Here is a 19859-nt window from a genome sequence, read left to right as displayed (position 1 = left end):
ATTCCTTTCAGGCTGCGGTAATCAGCCAGCAGTTGTGAATCTGACGGTTGCGGGCAAAATCCTGAGACAGCGTTTTTTGCGTAATCTCCTGCGCCTTCAGGCCCAGCTGCGCCAGCCCGTCATGATCCATACGGAAACCGCGTTTGTTGTTCGAGAACATAATCGTGCCGCCTTTACGCAGCAGACGTTTTAAATCGGTCATCAGGCGCAAATGGTCGCGCTGAACGTCAAACGCATCATCCATACGCTTGGAGTTGGAGAAGGTTGGCGGATCGATAAAGATCAGATCAAACTGTTCGGTGGTCTCCCGCAGCCAGCCCAACACATCAGCCTGCATCAGGCGATGCGCGCGGCCGGTTAAGCCATTGAGGCGCAGGTTACGTTCAGCCCATTCAAGATAGGTACGGGACATATCGACCGTCGTCGTGGAACGCGCGCCGCCAAGGCCGGCGTGGACGCTGGCGCTACCGGTGTAGGAGAAAAGGTTGAGGAAATCTTTGCCTTTGCTCATCTGGCCCAGCATGCGGCGAGCAATACGGTGGTCGAGGAACAGCCCGGTATCCAGGTAGTCGGTCAGGTTTACCCACAGACGTGCGTTATACTCCTGCACCTCAATGAACTCACCTTTTTCACCCATTTTCTGATACTGGTTTTTCCCTTTCTGCCGTTCGCGGGTTTTCAGCACCAGCTTGTTCGGCGCAATCCCCAGTACGGCAATGGTGGCGGCGATAATATCAAACAGGCGCTGGCGAGCCTTGTGCGCGTCAACGGTTTTCGGCGGCGCATACTCCTGCACCACCACCCAGTCGGCGTAGCGGTCGATAGCGACGTTGTACTCCGGGAGGTCGGCATCATACAGGCGATAGCATTCAATGCCTTCCTGACGCGCCCACTTCTCATATTTTTTCAGGTTCTTACGCAGACGGTTGGCGAAATCTTCCGCCAGCATCGCGGTTTTGCCGCCTTCGTTTTCTGCAAGATGATAGTTCTTCTGGACGCAGTCGAGCGGTCCATTTTTCGCTTTAAACTGCTTATCAGCGCGCAGCTGCAGGCAGCTCAGCAGATCCGGCGAGGCGCTAAACAGCGACAGGTTCCAGCCGCCAAACTGATTTTTCATGATCCGCCCCAGCAGGCTATGCAGGGCAATCAGCGCCGGTTCACTCTCCAGACGCTCGCCGTACGGCGGGTTGCTTATCACCGTGCCGTAAGGGCCCTTCGGCAGTGGGTTACTAAGCTGGGCAACGTCTTTCACTTCGAAGGTAATCAGTTCGCCAATACCGGCGCGGCGGGCGTTGCGCTGCGCGCGTTCGATGACGCGGGCGTCAACGTCGGAACCGTAAAAGCGCGACTCATACGCCGCCAGCCCCTGACGGGCGCGGGTTTGCGCTTCGGACTTCACCTCTTTCCAGATAGCATCGTCATGCTGCGCCCAGCCGCCGAAACCCCAATGGCCGCGGTGTAAACCCGGCGCACGATCGGTAGCAAGCATCGCCGCTTCAATCAGCAGCGTACCGGAACCGCACATGGGATCGAGCAGCGGCGTGCCGGCAGCCCAGCCGGAACGCATCACTATCGCCGCAGCCAGGTTTTCTTTGATTGGCGCCATACCGGTACCGTCGCGGTAGCCGCGCAGGTGCAGCCCCTCGCCGCTAAGATCCAGGGAGATATGCGCGGTCTCTTTATTCAGCCAGACGTTAATACGCAGTTCGGGATTTTCGCGATCGACGTTGGGACGCGGCAGATTCTTACGCGTAAAGCTGTCGACGATGGCGTCTTTCACCTTCAACGCCCCGTACTGGCTGTTGCGGATCTCTTCGTTCAGCCCGCTAAAGTGCACGGCAAAAGTGGCATCCTGAGTGAAAATCTCCGTCCATGGAATGGCCTGTACGCCAAGGTACAGATCCAGGTCGCTATATACGCTGCACTGCCCCAGCGGCAGCATAATCCGCGAAGCCAGCCGGCTCCACATCAGGCTTTGATACAGCAGCCGCGTATCTCCCTGAAAATGGACCCCGCCCTGGACCAACTGGCAGTCCACCGCGCCCAGCCCTTCCAGTTCAGTTTTTAACAGCTCTTCCAGCCCACGAGCCGTACTGGCAAACAGAGAATTCATATCGTCACTTTTACTAAAAGAAAATTGGTGCGCATTATAGCCAATATGCGCCTCATGTCATAAAGTTAAAGGCTTATTTTTAAAGCCAGGGGCAGCGTATGGTAACCCTTTCGCGACTTTTCATTCATCCCGTCAAATCGATGCGGGGAATGGGGCTCAGCCACGCTTATGCAGACAGCAGCGGGCTGGCCTTCGATCGTATATTTATGGTGACGGAAACCGATGGCACCTTCATTACCGCCCGTCAGTTTCCGCAAATGGTCAAATTTATTCCCGCGCCGCTCCATGATGGTCTGCATCTGACCGCGCCGGACGGCAGCAGCGCGATGGTGCGCTTCAGCGATTTCTCCGTACAGCAGGAGCCGACCGAAGTCTGGGGCAACTATTTTACCGCCCTGATTGCCCCGGACCGAGTGAACCAGTGGCTAAGCGGGTTCTTCAACCGCAGCGTTCAGCTCCGCTGGCTGGGGCCAGCGCTTAGCCGCAGGGTAAAACGTCACGATGCCGTCCCCCTCTCTTTTGCCGACGGTTTTCCCTATCTGCTGGCCAATGAGGCCTCGCTGCGCGATTTGCAAAATCGCTGTCCGGCCAGCGTAAGCATAGAACAATTTCGCCCAAATCTGCTGGTGACCGGCGCGGCCGCCTGGGAAGAAGATACGTGGAAAGTGGTGCGCATTGGCGAGGTCATTTTTGATGTCGTCAAACCGTGCAGCCGCTGCGTATTGACCACCGTCAGCCCGGAGCGCGGGCAAAAGCATCCTTCCGGGGAGCCCTTAAGCACGCTGCAGCGTTTCCGCACGGCTCTGGATAACGGCGATGTCGATTTTGGCCAGAACCTGATCGCGCGAAATAGCGGCGTAATCCGCGTGGGCGATGCGTTAGAAGTTCTGGCACGCGGGCCGGCGAAGGCCTACGGCGCAGGCGAGAGTGATACTACGCCGGCACCTGAAGCGCAGCAGAACGCGACGGTGGAAATAGCGTGGCAGGGAGTGAGTTTTACCGGTAATAATCAGCAAATCTTGCTGGAGCAGCTGGAACAACAGGGAATTCGTATTCCTTACTCCTGCCGGGCTGGGATTTGCGGCAGCTGCCGCATCCGGCTGGAAGAAGGAGAAGTCAGCGCGCTGAAGAAAAACGCGGTCGCCGCAGATGGCACCATTTTATGCTGTAGCTGCGTGCCGAAAACCGCGGTGAGGCTGGCGCCTTAAACCGCCTGACCCAGGCTGTAGCTGGCGACGCCTGGCGCTGGCTGCAGCCTGTCGTTCATAATTTTAATCACGTCGCCGAGCTGCATCACCCGCCCGGCAAGCGTCAGACCGGGCTGGGCTAACAGGCACAGCGCGGCGTTTTCTCCGGGCTCAACCACCAGCAGATTCACCTGCTGGCCGGTATCGCTGAGCCATGCGCTGGCGGCATCGCCAACGCCGGGCTGCCAGCTCTCTTCATGCGTGTTGAAATGCCAGCTTTTCGGCATTTGCGGCTTGAGAAAACGAATAGCGACCAGCGCATTGAGTACTAATTCAGCGCGCTGTTCTTTTGATAATTCAAGATCGCGGCACTTTTCTTCAAATGAAAAATAGAGCGCTGCGTCATCAACGCAAAATCCGGAAGGCGCGAAGGCGTCGGGCGTCAACATACGGCGAGCAAAACGCGATCTGAATAACATACCATTAGCCAGATCGAGCATCATGCGGTCATGCTCTTCATCGTAATACCAGCGCCAGTTATCGTCAGGTTTGATCCGCATTTCTACCCCCGTCCTCTTCCACTTCCGTCTGTAATAAACAGGTAAACTGCTACAGAATATTTCAAAAATTAAGAAAAGACTAAAATGTCTAAATAAGCAACAATGAAGGAATATAAAACAACCAGGGCTATAAATAAAGCCCTGGTGGAGTATCAGAGGGGGAAAAGATTAGATATGGGTAACAATTTCTTTAATCAGCGGCGGGCCTTTAAAAATAAATCCGGAATAAATCTGCACCAGCGTCGCTCCGGCGGCTATCTTTTCCCGGGCGGCAATCACCGAGTCAATACCGCCGACTCCGATAATTGGCAGGCGGCCATTTAATTCCGCAGACAGCATGCGGATAATTTCCGTACTCTTCAGCTGCAATGGACGTCCGCTAAGGCCACCGGTTTCATCACAATGTTTCATCCCCTGCACCAGCGATCGATCCAGAGTGGTATTGGTGGCAATGACGCCATCTATATTATGCCGGACTAAACTGTCCGCTACCTGGATCAATTCTTCGACGGAAAGATCCGGAGCGATCTTTACGGCCACAGGAACATATTTTTGATGTTTCTCTTGTAGCTCGCGTTGCTTATTTTTAATACCAGAAAGCAAATCGTCCAGCGCATCTCCGTATTGTAAAGTACGCAAGCCTGGGGTATTCGGCGAGGAGATATTAATGGCGATATAGCCGGCATAAGCATAGATTTTTTCCATACAAATCAGATAATCATCTTTGCCTTGTTCTACCGGCGTATCTTTATTCTTGCCAATATTAATACCCAGAATACCGTCAAAATGCGCCTTTTTTACGTTCTCCACGAGGTTATCAACACCGTGGTTATTAAAGCCCATGCGGTTGATCAAACCTTCGGCATCGACCAGGCGGAAGATCCTTGGCTTATCGTTGCCCGGCTGTGGACGCGGCGTCACGGTACCAATTTCAATGGAACCAAAACCCATCGCCCCGAGGGCATCAATGCACTCGCCGTTCTTATCCAGCCCGGCAGCCAGGCCCAGCGGGTTCTTAAATGTGAGCCCCATACAGGTTACCGGCTTTGTCGGTACCTTCTGGCGAACCAACATTTCCAGCGGGGTACCCGAAACACGGCGTAATTGTTGAAAAGTGACTTCATGAGCGCGCTCAGGATCGAGCTGAAAAAGGGCTTTACGAACGAAGGGGTAGTACATGAACTCTCCTGGATTCCCGGTGTGCAAACCGGGGGCGTATTATGTGCGATCCACCCCGGAAAGGGAATTGACCTACGACAAAAAATCTTACCTCCGACGCAAACGTTTACTTTTCTCCCGCTCGTTATGCACTTTCTGACAATCCAACGCCGGATAAATCATTTAGGGAAATAAAAGCGCTCTGTCACACTGCGGCTAAATGTTATCAATTATAGATAAATGCAAATATTTAGTTATAAGGAGAGAGTATGCGAGTCATCACACTTGCGGGCAGCCCGCGCTACCCTTCCCGCTCCAGCGCGCTTCTGGAATACGCCAGAGAGACGCTTTCGGCGGCGGATATCGAGGTCTGCCACTGGCATCTGCAGAATTTCGCTCCGGAAGACCTGCTCTACGCTCGCTTTGATAACCCAGCCCTCCATGCGTTAAATGAACAGCTTGCCGGCGCCGATGGGCTGATCATCGCGACGCCGGTCTATAAGGCCTCTTTTTCCGGCGCGTTAAAGACGCTTCTGGACCTGCTGCCGGAGCGCGCGCTGGAGGGCAAAATCGTTCTGCCGCTGGCTACCGGCGGAACCATCGCCCATATGCTGGCGGTGGATTACGCCTTAAAACCAGTACTCAACGCGCTGAAAGCCCAGGAGATCCTCCACGGCGTTTTCGCTGACGATAGCCAGGTCACGGATTATCAGCATAAACCGCAGTTTACCCCGAATCTGCAGGGCCGCCTCGACCAGGCGCTGGAAACCTTCTGGCAGGCGCTGCATCGCCCCAGCAGCCGCGCGCCGGCGCTGAAAACCTTACAGCGGGTTGAGCACGTTTAAAGTTCAGCGTTGATGCCCATCACCAGGCAAAACGCTAAAGAATAAAGGAACACTGTATGGCGACGCTTTCGCAAAAACTCCTGATCCGCATAGCCCCCTGGCTTTTGCCGGTTGGCAGCGTGATTGTATGGCAATTCGCCTCTTCCGTTGGTTGGCTCTCTACCCGTATTTTGCCGTCACCGGAAGGGGTGCTCAAAGCCTTCTGGACGCTCTCCGCCAGCGGCGAGCTTTGGCAACATCTGGCCATCAGTTCATGGCGGGCGCTTATTGGTTTCAGCATCGGCGGTTCCATTGGCCTGGTTCTCGGGCTTATCAGCGGCCTGTCGCGCTGGGGCGAACGCCTGCTGGACACCTCCATTCAGATGCTGCGCAACGTACCGCACCTCGCGCTGATTCCGCTGGTGATTTTATGGTTCGGCATCGATGAAAGCGCCAAAATTTTCCTCGTGGCGCTGGGGACGATGTTCCCGATTTATATCAACACCTGGCACGGTATTCGAAACATTGACCGGGGTCTGGTGGAGATGGCCCGCAGCTATGGCTTATCGGGTTTTGCTCTGTTCCGTCACGTGATCCTGCCGGGCGCCCTGCCCTCCATTATGGTCGGCATCCGGTTTGCGCTCGGCCTGATGTGGTTAACGCTGATCGTGGCTGAAACCATCTCGGCTAACGCCGGTATCGGCTATCTGGCGATGAATGCCCGCGAATTTCTGCAGACCGATGTCGTGGTCGTCGCCATTATTCTTTACGCTATTCTCGGCAAACTGGCCGACTTCAGCGCACAGCTTCTTGAACGCGTCTGGCTGCGCTGGAATCCGGCTTACCACCTTCAGGAGGCCAACGCATGACAACCGCGCGTCTTAATCCGGGGATCCCGCTACTGCTAAACGGCGTAAGCAAGCGTTACGGCAGCAAAACGATTCTGAATGAACTCGATCTGCATATTCCCACCGGGCAATTTGTCGCGGTGGTCGGACGCAGCGGCGGCGGTAAAAGCACCCTGCTGCGGCTGCTCGCCGGGCTGGAAAAACCCAACGCCGGGCAGCTGCTGGCGGGTTCGACGCCGCTGGCGCAAATCCAGGAGGATACCCGGATGATGTTCCAGGATTCCCGCCTGCTGCCGTGGAAAACGGTGATCGACAATGTCGGCCTCGGGCTGAAGGGGCAGTGGCGCGAGGCGGCGCTCAAGGCGCTGGCGAGCGTCGGCCTTGAAGACCGCGCCGGTGAATGGCCCGCGGCGCTTTCCGGCGGGCAAAAGCAGCGCGTGGCGCTGGCTCGCGCGTTAATTCATCGCCCCGGATTATTACTGCTTGATGAACCGCTGGGCGCGCTGGACGCCCTCACTCGCCTGGAGATGCAGGATCTGATTGTCTCGCTGTGGCAGGAGCACGGATTTACCGTTCTGCTGGTCACCCACGACGTCAGCGAGGCGGTGGCGATGGCCGATCGCGTTTTGCTGATTGAAGAGGGGAAGATAGGGCTGGATCTGCTGGTGGACATTCCCCGTCCGCGACGCACGGGTTCAGCGAAGCTGGCCGAACTGGAAGCGGAAGTACTGAATCGGGTGATGCAGCGCGGCAAGAACGAATCCTCGCCACGCTTAGTGAGCCACGGTTAACGACTGCGACGTTCCCCCGCTCGCGCTGCGCTTAGCGGGGCTACAGGTTTGGACTCGCGCTGGCGTTACGCCAGCGCTTTACTGATTTTCTCGAACAGATCCCCGGAAAGATTCTCCAGACCCTTCAGCTGCTCCAGCGCCCCGCGCATCAGCGCCTGACGTTTCTCGTCATAGCGTTTCAGACGAATCAGCGGCTCAATCAGACGCGAAGCCACCTGCGGGTTGCGGCTGTTCAGCTCAGTCAGCATCTCGACCAGGAACTGATAGCCGCTGCCGTCTTCTGCATGGAACGCCGCCGGGTTGCTGCCGGCAAAGGCGCCGATCAGAGAACGGACGCGGTTCGGGTTACCCATGCTGAACGAGCGATGATGCAACAGGCCGCGAACCGTCTCCAGGACGTTATCCGCCGGGCTGGTGGACTGCAGGATAAACCATTTATCCATGACCAGTCCGTCCTGGTGCCACTTGTCGTCATACTCCTGCATCAGCGCATCGCGGCACGGCAGCTGGGCCGCTACGGCTGCGGCCAGCGCCGCCAGCGCGTCGGTCATATTGTCCGCATGGTGATACTGCGCGCTAATCAGTTTATCCGCCAGCTCGGTATCGCCAAACGCCAGGTAGCGCAGGCAGGTATTACGCAGAGAACGCTTACCGATATCGGCATGCTCAACGCGGTAGCCGTCGAGCTTGTTGGCGTTATAAACCGCCAGGAACTCGTCAGCCAGCTCTTTCGCCAGCGTGCGGGTCAGCGCTTCGCGCACCGCCGCGATGGCAAGCGGATCGATAATCGCAAACAGCTCCGCCATTTCATTCGCTGAAGGCAGCGTCAGGATCTCCGCCGCCAGCGCTGGATCGATCTTCTCATCCAGCAGAATCGCGCGGAACGCATCGGCGACGTGAATCGGCAGAGACAGCGGCTGCCCCTGCTGGTGACGGTTGACGTTGAGTTTGATATAGGTCGCCAGCAGGCTCTGCGCCGCGTCCCAGCGGGAGAAATCATTCCGCGCGTGGCGCATCAGGAAGGTCAGCTGCTGATCGCTCCATTTGTACTCCAGCTTCACCGGCGCGGAAAACTCGCAAAGCAGCGCCGGGACCGGCTGGAAGTAAACGTTGTCGAAAACAAAAGTCTGCTCCGCCTGGGTGACGTTCAGCACGTGATGCACCGGGTGACCGCCCTTCTGCATCGGGATTACCTTGCCTTCGTTATCGTACAGCTCGATGTCGAACGGAATATGCAGCGGCAGCTTCTCCGCCTGCTCAGCGGTCGGCGGCGTGCGCTGGCTGATGGTCAGCGTGTACTGCTCCGTTTCCGGGTTGTAGTCATCATGGACGGTGACAATCGGCGTACCGGACTGGCTATACCAGCGGCGGAAGTGGGACAGATCGACGTTGGAAGCGTCTTCCATCGCCTGGACAAAGTCGTCGCAGGTCGCGGCGCTGCCGTCGTGGCGCTCAAAATAGAGCTGCATGCCTTTCTGGAAATTTTCTTCGCCCAGCAGGGTATGCAGCATGCGGATCACTTCCGCTCCCTTCTCATACACCGTCAGGGTATAGAAGTTGTTCATCTCGATCACGCTATCCGGGCGAATCGGATGCGCCATCGGGCTGGCGTCTTCGGCAAACTGCAGGCCGCGCATGGTGCGTACGTTATTAATGCGGTTCACCGCGCGCGAGCCGAGGTCGGAGCTGAATTCCTGATCGCGGAAAACGGTCAGCCCCTCTTTCAGGCTGAGCTGGAACCAGTCGCGGCAGGTCACGCGATTGCCGGTCCAGTTATGGAAATATTCATGACCAATCACGCGCTCGATATCCAGGTAATCTTTATCGGTCGCGGTATCGGTACGCGCCAGTACGTATTTGGAGTTAAAGACGTTAAGGCCTTTGTTCTCCATGGCGCCCATGTTGAAGAAGTCGACGGCGACAATCATATAGATGTCGAGGTCGTACTCGAGACCAAAGCGGGTTTCGTCCCACTTCATGGAATTTTGCAGCGAGGTCATCGCCCACGGCGCGCGGTCAAGGTTACCGCGGTCAACGTAGAGCTCCAGCGCCACTTCACGCCCCGAACGGGTTTTGAAGGTATCGCGCAGGACGTCAAAATCACCGGCCACCAGCGCAAACAGGTAGCACGGTTTTGGGAACGGGTCCTGCCACTGGATCCAGTGACGGCCATTTTCCAGCTCGCCCTGGGCCACGCGGTTACCGTTGGAGAGCAGAAACGGGTATTTTGCTTTATCGGCGATGATTTTGGTGGTGAAGCGCGCCAGAACGTCCGGGCGGTCCGGATACCAGGTAATGTGGCGGAAGCCTTCCGCCTCGCACTGGGTACACAGCGCTTCGCCGGACTGATATAGCCCTTCCAGCGCGGTATTCGCCGCCGGGCTGATTTCATTGACGATGGTCAGAGTGAAATGTTCCGGCAACCCGCTAATCACCAGCTGGTTATTTTCTTCCTTGTAGTCGCTCCACGGCTGACCATCAATCCGCAGAGAGACCAACGTCAGGTCTTCGCCATCCAGACGCAATGGCACATCAGACGTAGCCGCATGGCGGGAGACCTTGCTCTCAGCCGTCACAACGGTTTTCGCGGCATCCAGGTCAAAGGTCAAATCGATATCGCTAATCAGATACTCCGGCTCACGGTAGTCGTGGCGGTATTTGGCTTGGGGCTGTTGTGTCATAAAAAACCTTTAGCGTGTCCTGTAAAGTGTCGACTCAGTCTATTCCTGTTGCGCAAATCTCGCTATGCAGAATCTTCATCTTTTCAATGCTAAACATGAAAATTGCTACATTTTGATAACACAAGAGGCACGAAATGCGCTCGACCAGGCGCAAAGCTTGTGGTGTGATGCGTGTTCAATATATTAAACTAGGCCTCGCAAATGACCGTCAGCGTCGCCATCAGCCGTCACCGCGGGACAGCGTCGGGTATTACAGGTATACTCCGCCTCCTTTTACCGCTTTGGTTTTGATGGAAACGCTCCAGTGAGAGGATGCTACTGCGCACCATGACCCAATTCACTTCTCCTGTACTGCACTCGTTGCTTGATACGGATGCCTACAAGCTGCACATGCAGCAGGCTGTCTTCCACCGCTACAATGATGTACAGGTTGCGGCGGAGTTCCGCTGCCGCGGGGACGATCTGCTCGGCATCTACGCCGATGCGATTCGCGAGCAGGTTGAGACGATGCGCGACCTGAGACTGCAGGACGATGAATATCACTGGTTGTCGAGCCTGCCCTTCTTTGCGCCAGACTATCTCGAGTGGCTACGCGGCTTCCGCTACGACCCGCGCCAGGTCACGGTCATCAATGACAACGGCAAGTTGAATATTCGCCTTTCCGGCCCCTGGCTTGAAGTTATTATGTGGGAAGTTCCGCTGCTGGCGGTGATAAGCGAGCTGGTACATCGCTATCGCTCGCCGGAAATCAGCGTCGATCTCGCGCTGGACACCCTTGAGCATAAGCTGACTGACTTTAACCGCCTCACTGCTGATATCGATATGTCGGGCTTCCGCCTGATGGATTTCGGTACCCGCCGCCGCTTCTCCCGCGAGGTGCAGCAGGCGATTGTTCAGCGTCTTCAGCAAGAATCCTGGTTCACCGGTACCAGCAATTACGATCTGGCGCGGCGTTTGAATTTGACCCCAATGGGGACCCAGGCTCACGAATGGTTCCAGGCGCATCAGCAGATCAGCCCGAACCTGGCGAGCAGCCAGCGCGCGGCTCTCGCTGCCTGGCTGGAAGAGTATCCCGATCGGCTGGGGATTGCGCTGACCGACTGCATTACGATGGACGCTTTTCTGCGCGATTTCGGGCCGGAGTTCGCGACCCGCTATCAGGGGCTGCGCCACGACTCCGGCGACCCGGTGGAATGGGGCGAGAAGGCTATCGCCCACTACAAAAAGCTGGGCATCGACCCGCTGAGCAAAGTGCTGGTATTTTCCGACAATCTCGACCTGACGAAAGCGGTTGATCTCTATCGCCACTTCTCATCGTGGGTGAATCTGAGCTTCGGTATCGGCACGCGTTTAACCTGCGATATTCCCCAGGTGAAGCCGCTCAATATTGTTATCAAGCTGGTGGAGTGCAACGGTAAACCGGTGGCGAAACTTTCGGATAGCCCGGGTAAAACGATTTGTCACGATAAAGCTTTCGTCCGCGCGCTGCGCAAAGCCTTCGATCTACCGCCGGTTAAAAAAGCCAGCTAGGTCATATAAAGACAAAATGCGTCCGCCAAAACGGGCGCGTTTTTATTCGCCTCCGCTTATCACCCCGGGACGTTATCAGGCATTAAGAACCCCGTTCGCCCTGCATGGGATCATCGCGCTGAACGAATCTCTCTGAATATCAGGCTCTCACGCAGCAAAGTAGGCTATCTCCTTATTTATTTCCTAAAACCCCCCTTTCTTGTGCGAAATCTACTTGTCTGATGGAAGATGACAGGTAACATAGATATCCCCCTGTTGCAGGGGAATACAGATTTTTCTATTGGACTAACAAGAGAGACTATTATGAGCGTTGTGCCTGTAGCCGACGTACTCCAGGGCCGCGTTGCCGTTGACAGCGAAGTCACCGTGCGCGGATGGGTGCGTACCCGCCGAGATTCTAAAGCTGGCTTTTCTTTCCTCGCCGTCTATGACGGTTCCTGCTTTGATCCTGTACAGGCCGTTATTAGTAATTCTCTTCCCAATTACAATCAGGAAGTGCTGCGCCTGACCACCGGCTGCTCGGTCGTGGTGACAGGTAAAGTCGTGGCATCTCAGGGCCAGGGCCAGAGCTTTGAAATCCAGGCCAGCCACGTGGAAGTCAGCGGCTGGGTGGAAGATCCGGATACTTATCCGATGGCGGCTAAACGCCATAGCATCGAGTACCTGCGTGAAGTTGCCCACCTGCGCCCGCGCACCAACCTGATTGGCGCGGTGGCGCGCGTTCGCCATACCCTGGCGCAGGCGCTGCACCGTTTCTTCGACGAGCAGGGCTTCTTCTGGGTTTCGACTCCGCTGATTACCGCTTCCGACACTGAAGGCGCCGGCGAGATGTTCCGTGTGTCAACGCTGGATCTGGAAAACCTGCCGCGCAACCAACAGGGCAAAGTCGATTTCGATAAAGACTTCTTCGGCAAAGAGTCGTTCCTGACCGTTTCCGGCCAGCTGAACGGCGAGACCTACGCCTGCGCGCTGTCCAAAATCTACACCTTTGGCCCGACCTTCCGTGCGGAAAACTCCAACACCAGCCGTCACCTGGCGGAGTTCTGGATGCTGGAGCCGGAAGTCGCCTTTGCTAACCTGAACGATGTGGCAGGTCTGGCGGAAGCGATGCTGAAGTACGTCTTCAAAGCCGTTCTCGAAGAGCGCGCAGACGACATGCAGTTCTTTGCCGAACGCGTTGATAAAGACGCTATCGACCGCCTGCAGCGTTTCGTTTCCGCTGATTTTGCCCAGGTTGATTACACTGACGCGGTCACCATTCTGGAAAACTGCGGTAAGTCGTTCGAAAACCCGGTCTACTGGGGCGTGGATCTCTCCTCCGAGCACGAACGCTATCTGGCGGAAGAGCACTTTAAAGCTCCGGTGGTGGTGAAAAACTACCCGAAAGACATCAAGGCGTTCTATATGCGCCTTAACGAAGATGGTAAAACCGTCGCCGCAATGGACGTTCTGGCGCCGGGCATCGGTGAAATTATCGGTGGCTCCCAGCGTGAAGAGCGCCTGGACGTGCTTGACGCGCGTATGGCGGAAATGGGTCTTAATAAAGAAGACTACTGGTGGTATCGCGACCTGCGCCGTTACGGCACCGTACCGCACTCCGGTTTCGGTCTGGGCTTTGAGCGCCTTATCGCCTACGTGACCGGCGTGCAGAACGTTCGCGACGTCATTCCGTTCCCGCGGACCCCGCGTAACGCGACTTTCTGATTTTTTCTGCAATTTTCATCCAGGGCCAGCGCAAGCTGGCCTTTTTTTATGTCAATTTACGTTAACGAATATCAGGAAACTTAAACATCAACCATCCTGATTCACAATTATGTTACGCACTATTTCATTAGCGACCGCTAATTAAAACCGCACCTTATGTTCATAAATTGGCAAACATGCTGATTATATTGCTCGTTTTTTAACCAGCCACAGCACAACTTGCAACGACAGGATTTGAATAAAAATAAAGCAAAATGCTGACGTAAAATGCACAAACCCTCTCTTATCTAAATTAATCATAATTAATTCATATAGATATATAAAGACAGGTGATTTAATCGGCGAACAGGGGCGGAATGTTGATTGAGTTCACAAAGTTCCCAAAAATACACATTTAGTTACATAGAATTTCCTTTTGTTACTCATATGCGATATTGGTAGCATTTTCAGGCTAGCGAAACGTTGTTCTGAATGGAAAGATGCCTCCAGACACCAAACTATCATCAATAGTTCTGTAAATTTTTATTGACGAAACTTATTGACGGCAGTGGCAAGTGTTCATAAAAAAATATAAATGAGGGTAATAAATAATGATGAAGCGCAAAATTCTGGCAGCGGTAATTCCTGCCCTGCTGGTAGCCGGTGCAGCTAACGCTGCAGAAATCTATAACAAAAACGGCAACAAACTGGACTTCTACGGAAAAATGGTTGGCGAGCACGTCTGGACCACCAACGGCGACACCAGCAGCGATGATACCACCTACGCCCGTATCGGCCTGAAAGGCGAAACCCAGATCAACGATCAGCTGGTCGGCTACGGTCAGTGGGAATACAACATGGATGCGTCCAATGTTGAAGGTAAACAGACCACCAAAACTCGTCTGGCTTTCGCAGGCTTAAAAGCCGGTGAATACGGTTCATTCGACTACGGTCGTAACTACGGCGCCATCTACGACGTTGAAGCGGCAACCGATATGCTGGTTGAATGGGGCGGCGACGGCTGGAGCTACACCGACAACTTCATGACCGCGCGTACCAACGGCGTAGCCACCTACCGTAACTCTGACTTCTTCGGTCTGGTTGACGGTCTGAGCTTCGCGCTGCAGTATCAGGGTAAAAACAAAGACCGCGACGTGAAGAAACAAAACGGCGACGGCTTCAGTACCGCGGCTACCTACGCGTTTGACAACGGCATTGCGCTGTCTGCAGGCTATGCGAACTCCAGCCGTACTGGCGATCAGAAAGCTGATAAAAACGGCGATAAAGCTGAAGCATGGGCAACCTCCGCTAAGTATGATGCGAACAACGTCTACGCTGCGGTCATGTACTCTCAGACTTACAACATGACGCCGGAAAACGAAGGCAACTACTTCGCTAACAAAACTCAGAACTTCGAAGCCGTTGTTCAGTATCAGTTCGACTTCGGCCTGCGTCCGTCCATCGGCTACGTACAGACTAAAGGTAAAGACCTGCGCTCTCGCGCTGGCTTCTCCGGCGGCGATGCTGACCTGGTTAAATACGTCGAAGTGGGTACCTGGTACTACTTCAACAAAAACATGAACGTCTACGCTGCGTATAAATTCAACCAGCTGAACGACAACGATTACACCAAAGCCGCTGGCGTTGCGACCGACGACCAGGCCGCAGTGGGTATCGTTTACCAGTTCTAATCTGCAGTACACCCCTTCGTGATATGCCTAAAAAGCAGGACTTCGGTCCTGCTTTTCTGCTTTCCTGAGAGGAAGATCGTAACTTTCAAAAACCTTCTCGCTTTTTGTCGCAAACGGTTGGCAATTAACATAACTCCCGTTAACCTGATAGCGGATTTCCCTTCAGTAATCACAATGGAACCTCGTCATGTTTGAGAACATTACCGCCGCCCCTGCCGACCCAATTCTGGGCCTGGCCGATCTGTTTCGTGCCGATGACCGCCCAACAAAAATTAATCTTGGAATTGGTGTTTATAAAGATGAAACGGGTAAAACACCGGTCCTGACTAGCGTGAAAAAAGCAGAGCAATATCTGCTGGAAAATGAAACCACTAAAAATTATCTGGGTATCGATGGTATTCCGGAATTTGGCCGCTGCACCCAGGAGCTTCTGTTCGGGAAAGGAAGCGCAATTATCAATGATAAACGCGCCCGCACCGCGCAAACGCCCGGCGGTACGGGTGGCCTGCGCGTCGCCGCCGATTTTCTGGCGAAGAACACCGACGTTAAACGTATTTGGGTGAGCAACCCCAGTTGGCCGAACCATAAAAGCGTGTTCAATTCAGCCGGGCTGGAAGTGCGCGAATACACCTACTACGATGCCGCTAATCACAAACTCGACTTCGAGGGGCTGCTGGCCAGCCTGAACGAAGCGCAGGCCGGCGACGTGGTTCTGTTCCACGGCTGCTGCCATAACCCAACCGGTATCGATCCGACGCTGGAGCAGTGGCAACAGCTGGCGCAGCTCTCCGTAGAGAAAGGCTGGCTGCCGCTGTTTGACTTTGCCTACCAGGGCTTTGCCCGCGGCCTGGAAGAAGATGCTGAAGGCCTGCGCGCTTTCGCCGCTCTGCATAAAGAGCTGCTGGTTGCCAGCTCCTACTCGAAAAACTTCGGCCTGTACAACGAGCGCGTGGGCGCCTGTACGCTGGTCGCTGCTGACCAGGAAGCGGTAGACCGCGCTTTCAGCCAGATGAAGTCGGTTATCCGCGCGAACTACTCAAACCCGCCCGCTCACGGCGCCTCGGTAGTGGCGACCATTCTCAGCAATGACGCGCTGCGCGCCATCTGGGAGCAAGAGTTGACCGACATGCGTCAACGCATCCAGCGTATGCGTCTGCTGTTCGTTAATACCCTGCAGGAAAAAGGCGCCAGCCGCGATTTCTCTTTCATCATTCAGCAAAACGGGATGTTCTCGTTCAGCGGCCTGACCAAAGAGCAGGTACTGCGTCTGCGTGAAGAGTTCGGAATTTACGCGGTGGCGTCCGGACGTATAAACGTCGCCGGTATGACGCCCGACAACATGGCGCCGCTGTGCGAAGCGATTGTTGCCGTACTGTAACCTCAGCGCAGGGCAAACAAAAGGCCGCATTTGCGGCCTTTTTTATATGCTGGCTTCGGTCACCAGACCGGCATTTCATCCTGCAGGAATGGGTTGTGCAGACGCTCATAGCCAAGGGTCGACATCGGTCCATGACCCGGAATAAACGACACGTCATCGCCCAGCGGCAACAGCTTGCGCTTAATCGCATCGATCAGTTGGCTATGGTCGCCGCGAGGGAAGTCGCTACGCCCTACTCCGCCTTTAAAAATCACATCGCCAGAAATCAACAGTCGGGAAGCAGGATCGAAGAAGACCACGTGCCCCGGCGTATGGCCTGGGCAGTGCAGCACCTGCAGGGAAATATTCCCCACGCTGACCGTATCGCCTTCGTTCAGCCAGCGATCTGGCTGCAGCGGCTGGCAATCTTCCAGACCGAACATCCGGCTCTGCGCCGGTAATCCTTCCAGCCAGAACTCATCTTCTTTTTCCGGCCCAATAATCGGCACGCCATAATGTTGTGCCAGCTCCGCCGCCGCACCAACGTGATCGAGATGACCGTGCGTGAGCAGAATCTGCATCAGGCTAACGCCTGCCGCCGCGACTTCCTGTTTGATTCGCTCAGCATCACCGCCGGGATCGACCAGCGCCGCCAGTTTGGTTTGTTCACACCAGATTAAAGAACAGTTCTGCGCGAACGCGGTAACCGGAATAATACGATAGTTCATGAGGCTCCTTTCGTTACCAGTGCCGTACTGGCCCGGTATCAATATGCACAAAGTTGCTACGTGGGTAGTATCCTACACCACCTGTGCGCATAGATAACGCGGCTTTGCGAACATTGCTTAACGAAATGCCTTCAATATGAAAATCCATGGCCTGGCCTTTAGTGTGGTAGCTGTGTTTTGCCACACCCCGGCTACGCGCGCGAAGCTCATTATTGGTATCAACAGAACGATAACCGGAAATAAGCTGGACAGGCTTGTTGGTACCAAGTAATCCCTGCAAACGATAGAGTTGATCGAACAAACCGGGATCGATGGACTTAATCTTATTCGCGCGATAATCACGGAAAAAATGATTAAGTCTTGCTAATTCATCCTGAATATAGCCTCTGCCATCGAAAAACTCCGCCTTGAGTGATTCACCGGTATGCAGGTTGTTCAGCGTCAAAATACGCGGTCGGGGGGTCGAGAGGGTGGCAAATGCCGGCGCAGGCAGAATGGCAGCAGCACCGAGCGCGGCTCCACCTAACGCCAGCAGTTTGCGGCGATTAGCGTCAAATTTGTCCATGATAATCAGGTCTACAGGTAAATGAATCGTAATATACTTTTCCCGCAATGCGCCCGTTAGCCGCCAGCACGCGCTCGCTCCCCTACGGCTAATAAATATCAGCTATGGAGAACGGGCTGCTTACTGCCACAGCGCCTTTGCAGGATTATATGTATATGCACTTCTGGCGCACGAAAGGCACCTTACCGGGCATTATTGCCAACGTCAAGGTAGCCTAACCCCAGTAAACTCGGGCCTTGCAGCGTGCAAGGCCCGTTTTCACACAGAGGTAGGACAACCAAATCCGTTGAACTACTTCATTTATCTGATTAATTGTTCAGCTTTAGGTAGAATTTGTGCGCTGGATCGCGCGGTGAGATCGTAATTGTAAATATCTGTTCGATATTGTGTACGTCCATCAGCGCCGACGAACGCGGTCAAATAATAGAGATTAACCGGGATATTCTGGCGAATATTAACGTAGCGGGTATTCCCCTGTTTAAGCGCATCTGAAATACGCGCATCATTCCAGCCAGCATCCTGAAGCAGCATATTGGCCAGTTCTGAGGCTTTATTCACGCGCACGCACCCGGAACTCAGCGCGCGTCCATCACGCTGGAACAGATTGTGATTGGGCGTATCGTGCAAATATATCGCATCTGAACTTGGCATATTGAATTTATAGCGCCCCAGCGAATTGCGCGCGCCGGGAGCCTGCTGGAAGCGGAACGGCAGATTCGATGCGGTTATCGTTTCCCAGTCCACCTGATACGGGTCAATAGTCTCTTTGCTATTCCAGCCGCGCATCATCGTATAGCCGTGCTGCTCAAGATAGCCTGGGTTATTGCGCACCTTCGGCAGAATATCGTTGCGCGCCAGCGTCGGCGGAACGTTCCACGGCGGGTTGACCACAACGTTGTTCAGCGCACTGCTCATCATAGGGGTTTTGCGGTCCGGACGGCCAACGATAACCCGCGATGCCAGCACCTGGCTACCGTCCTGGTAATAGACCAGCGAAAAGGCGGGAATATTCACCATAATTCCGGTCGCCAGATTACCCGGCAGCAGGCGCAAACGCTGGATATTCAATGCCAGCACGCCGGCGCGCTGCGCAGGAGAAACGTTGAGCCAGTCGCGGGTCGCCTGACCAATCACGCCGTCTGCGCCCAGTCCCTGCCACGCCTGGAAGCGCTTAACGCCCTCCACTAACTGGCGATCGTAAACGCCACGGCCGCTGCTTTTGGCCTTTTTCCCGGCGGACGGACTCACCACCTCATCGCCGGGCAACGAAATTTTTGCCGCGTCATCCAGCATACCGGTGCGCTGTAAAATTTCGCGCAGCGCGCCGGCATCGTTGCTCCATTCCCCCGGGCGCAGCGACGTCTTACCGGTGAGCTGCGGCCAGGGGCGGGAATCGGCAACCTGAGCTAATAGCGCCTGATGCATTGCGGCATACTGCGGATGCTGCGGAGCCAGACCCGCAATAAACTGCGGCAGCGAACCGTTATCCAGCGCCACCTGCCACTGGTTAATTACCGACAGAGGCGGCGTCGACATGGCATACGGTTTCGTGCCATACAGCCAGCGGTTGCCCTGAGTCGGAATACCGCTAATAAAATGCAGATAGCCCATCATGGCGTCAGACAGAACGACATCCCGCGCCAGACCGTTCACTGCCGGGTCGGTCAACAGCTCAACCCAGGTGGTGAACTGCGGCTGAAAACCGGCGATAGCAACCTCAGCCAGCTGCTGTTGAAACGCCTGCACCGCCTCGCGGTTATCCCACATCGGTTTCATATCCCTGGCCGCATACAGCGATACCAGCGGATTCATAAATACGGGTTGATAACCGGACGGCAGTACCGCCTGAATCCCGGCGCGGCTCTTCGCTGCCGCATCGGCAGAAAGCGCCTGCTCGCCGGCCATTTGGGCGACCGCCGCGGATTGGTTTGCGCTTTGGCTTAGCGCGGAAGAGAGCTCGCTGATGGTGGCAGAGCTATCCGATGGTACCACTTCAGGCTCTTCAGCCTGGACATTGAACAGTGGAGCAAATGCAAACGCCAGGCTCAGGCTGAGCGCAGACAATTGACGACCATACCGTTTCTTTAGCAACATCCCTTGCCCCCTGTTAACACATTGCTGCCCGCTAAAATGGGGCTTACTT

15 protein-coding genes are annotated in these 19859 nt (G+C 55.1%); 8 read left to right on the top strand and 7 right to left on the bottom strand.

Translation table 11 applies throughout. The features are described 5' to 3' along the window. Positions 1 to 7: 7 nt before the first annotated feature. A complete protein-coding gene (gene rlmKL / locus SIK97_RS17415; RefSeq protein ID WP_057173837.1) occupies positions 8 to 2113 on the bottom strand; it encodes a bifunctional 23S rRNA (guanine(2069)-N(7))-methyltransferase RlmK/23S rRNA (guanine(2445)-N(2))-methyltransferase RlmL in 2106 nt (701 codons plus the stop codon). Between the two features lie 98 nt (positions 2114 to 2211). On the opposite strand from rlmKL, the gene SIK97_RS17410 reads away from it, so the two are divergent. Continuing rightward, positions 2212 to 3321, top strand: coding sequence for a YcbX family protein (locus SIK97_RS17410; protein WP_057173836.1), 1110 nt, complete (start codon positions 2212 to 2214; stop codon positions 3319 to 3321). On the opposite strand, the gene zapC is transcribed toward SIK97_RS17410, so the two are convergent. Then, a complete protein-coding gene (gene zapC, locus SIK97_RS17405) occupies positions 3318 to 3860 on the bottom strand; it encodes a cell division protein ZapC (protein WP_004849504.1) in 543 nt (180 codons plus the stop codon). The two genes, SIK97_RS17410 and zapC, sit on opposite strands and share 4 nt — an antisense overlap. 168 nt (positions 3861 to 4028) lie before the next feature. After that, positions 4029 to 5039 (bottom strand): quinone-dependent dihydroorotate dehydrogenase, encoded by a 1011-nt coding sequence (gene pyrD, locus SIK97_RS17400; RefSeq protein ID WP_004130996.1) that lies wholly within the window; start codon positions 5037 to 5039, stop codon positions 4029 to 4031. A 248-nt stretch (positions 5040 to 5287) separates the two neighbouring features. On the opposite strand from pyrD, the gene ssuE reads away from it, so the two are divergent. The 3 genes from ssuE to ssuB are packed head-to-tail and all read left to right on the top strand — an operon-like array spanning position 5288 to position 7481. Next, positions 5288 to 5863: an NADPH-dependent FMN reductase gene (ssuE, locus tag SIK97_RS17395; protein WP_009653287.1), complete on the top strand. Its 576-nt coding sequence runs from the start codon at positions 5288 to 5290 to the stop codon at positions 5861 to 5863. A gap of 56 nt (positions 5864 to 5919) precedes the next feature. Beyond that, complete coding sequence (ssuC, locus tag SIK97_RS17390) at positions 5920 to 6711, top strand: aliphatic sulfonate ABC transporter permease SsuC (protein WP_004849501.1); 792 nt, start codon at positions 5920 to 5922, stop codon at positions 6709 to 6711. After that, positions 6708 to 7481 (top strand): aliphatic sulfonates ABC transporter ATP-binding protein, encoded by a 774-nt coding sequence (gene ssuB, locus SIK97_RS17385; RefSeq protein WP_014837971.1) that lies wholly within the window; start codon positions 6708 to 6710, stop codon positions 7479 to 7481. The genes ssuC and ssuB overlap by 4 nt, the downstream gene beginning before the upstream one ends. Before the next feature lie 65 nt (positions 7482 to 7546). Here ssuB and pepN read toward each other — a convergent pair whose 3' ends face one another. Beyond that, positions 7547 to 10162: an aminopeptidase N gene (pepN, locus tag SIK97_RS17380; RefSeq protein WP_057173835.1), complete on the bottom strand. Its 2616-nt coding sequence runs from the start codon at positions 10160 to 10162 to the stop codon at positions 7547 to 7549. 327 nt (positions 10163 to 10489) lie between these two features. On the opposite strand from pepN, the gene pncB reads away from it, so the two are divergent. The 4 genes from pncB (at position 10490) to SIK97_RS17360 (ending at position 16444) form a co-directional block, all read left to right on the top strand. Beyond that, complete coding sequence (gene pncB / locus SIK97_RS17375) at positions 10490 to 11692, top strand: nicotinate phosphoribosyltransferase (protein WP_057173840.1); 1203 nt, start codon at positions 10490 to 10492, stop codon at positions 11690 to 11692. Positions 11693 to 11995: 303 nt separating this feature from the next. Next, a complete protein-coding gene (gene asnS / locus SIK97_RS17370) occupies positions 11996 to 13396 on the top strand; it encodes an asparagine--tRNA ligase (RefSeq protein WP_057173834.1) in 1401 nt (466 codons plus the stop codon). 590 nt (positions 13397 to 13986) lie between these two features. Then, on the top strand, positions 13987 to 15066 hold the full coding sequence (locus SIK97_RS17365; RefSeq protein WP_032748919.1) for a porin: 1080 nt from the start codon (positions 13987 to 13989) through the stop codon (positions 15064 to 15066). Between the two features lie 187 nt (positions 15067 to 15253). Beyond that, positions 15254 to 16444, top strand: a complete 1191-nt coding sequence (locus SIK97_RS17360) for an amino acid aminotransferase (RefSeq protein WP_048261058.1) — start codon at positions 15254 to 15256, stop codon at positions 16442 to 16444. Positions 16445 to 16503: 59 nt separating this feature from the next. Here SIK97_RS17360 and SIK97_RS17355 read toward each other — a convergent pair whose 3' ends face one another. The 3 genes from SIK97_RS17355 to ldtD all read right to left on the bottom strand — a co-directional run bounded on the left by SIK97_RS17355 (position 16504) and on the right by ldtD (position 19810). Beyond that, positions 16504 to 17151 carry an MBL fold metallo-hydrolase gene (locus SIK97_RS17355; protein WP_014837967.1) on the bottom strand — a complete coding sequence of 216 codons (648 nt, stop codon included), beginning with the start codon at positions 17149 to 17151 and terminating at the stop codon, positions 16504 to 16506. Between the two features lie 13 nt (positions 17152 to 17164). Further along, the gene (locus SIK97_RS17350) at positions 17165 to 17716 is read right to left on the bottom strand and encodes a YcbK family protein (protein ID WP_004130967.1); all 552 of its coding nucleotides are present in this window, start codon (positions 17714 to 17716) and stop codon (positions 17165 to 17167) included. 300 nt (positions 17717 to 18016) lie between these two features. After that, positions 18017 to 19810 (bottom strand): L,D-transpeptidase, encoded by a 1794-nt coding sequence (gene ldtD / locus SIK97_RS17345; protein ID WP_004849493.1) that lies wholly within the window; start codon positions 19808 to 19810, stop codon positions 18017 to 18019. Positions 19811 to 19859: the final 49 nt, after the last annotated feature.

It is taken from the genome of Klebsiella sp. JN_Kp126, from assembly GCF_033843325.1.
GTDB lineage: Bacteria > Pseudomonadota > Gammaproteobacteria > Enterobacterales > Enterobacteriaceae > Klebsiella > Klebsiella michiganensis.
This window is presented reverse-complemented; position numbering and strand designations above follow the sequence as displayed.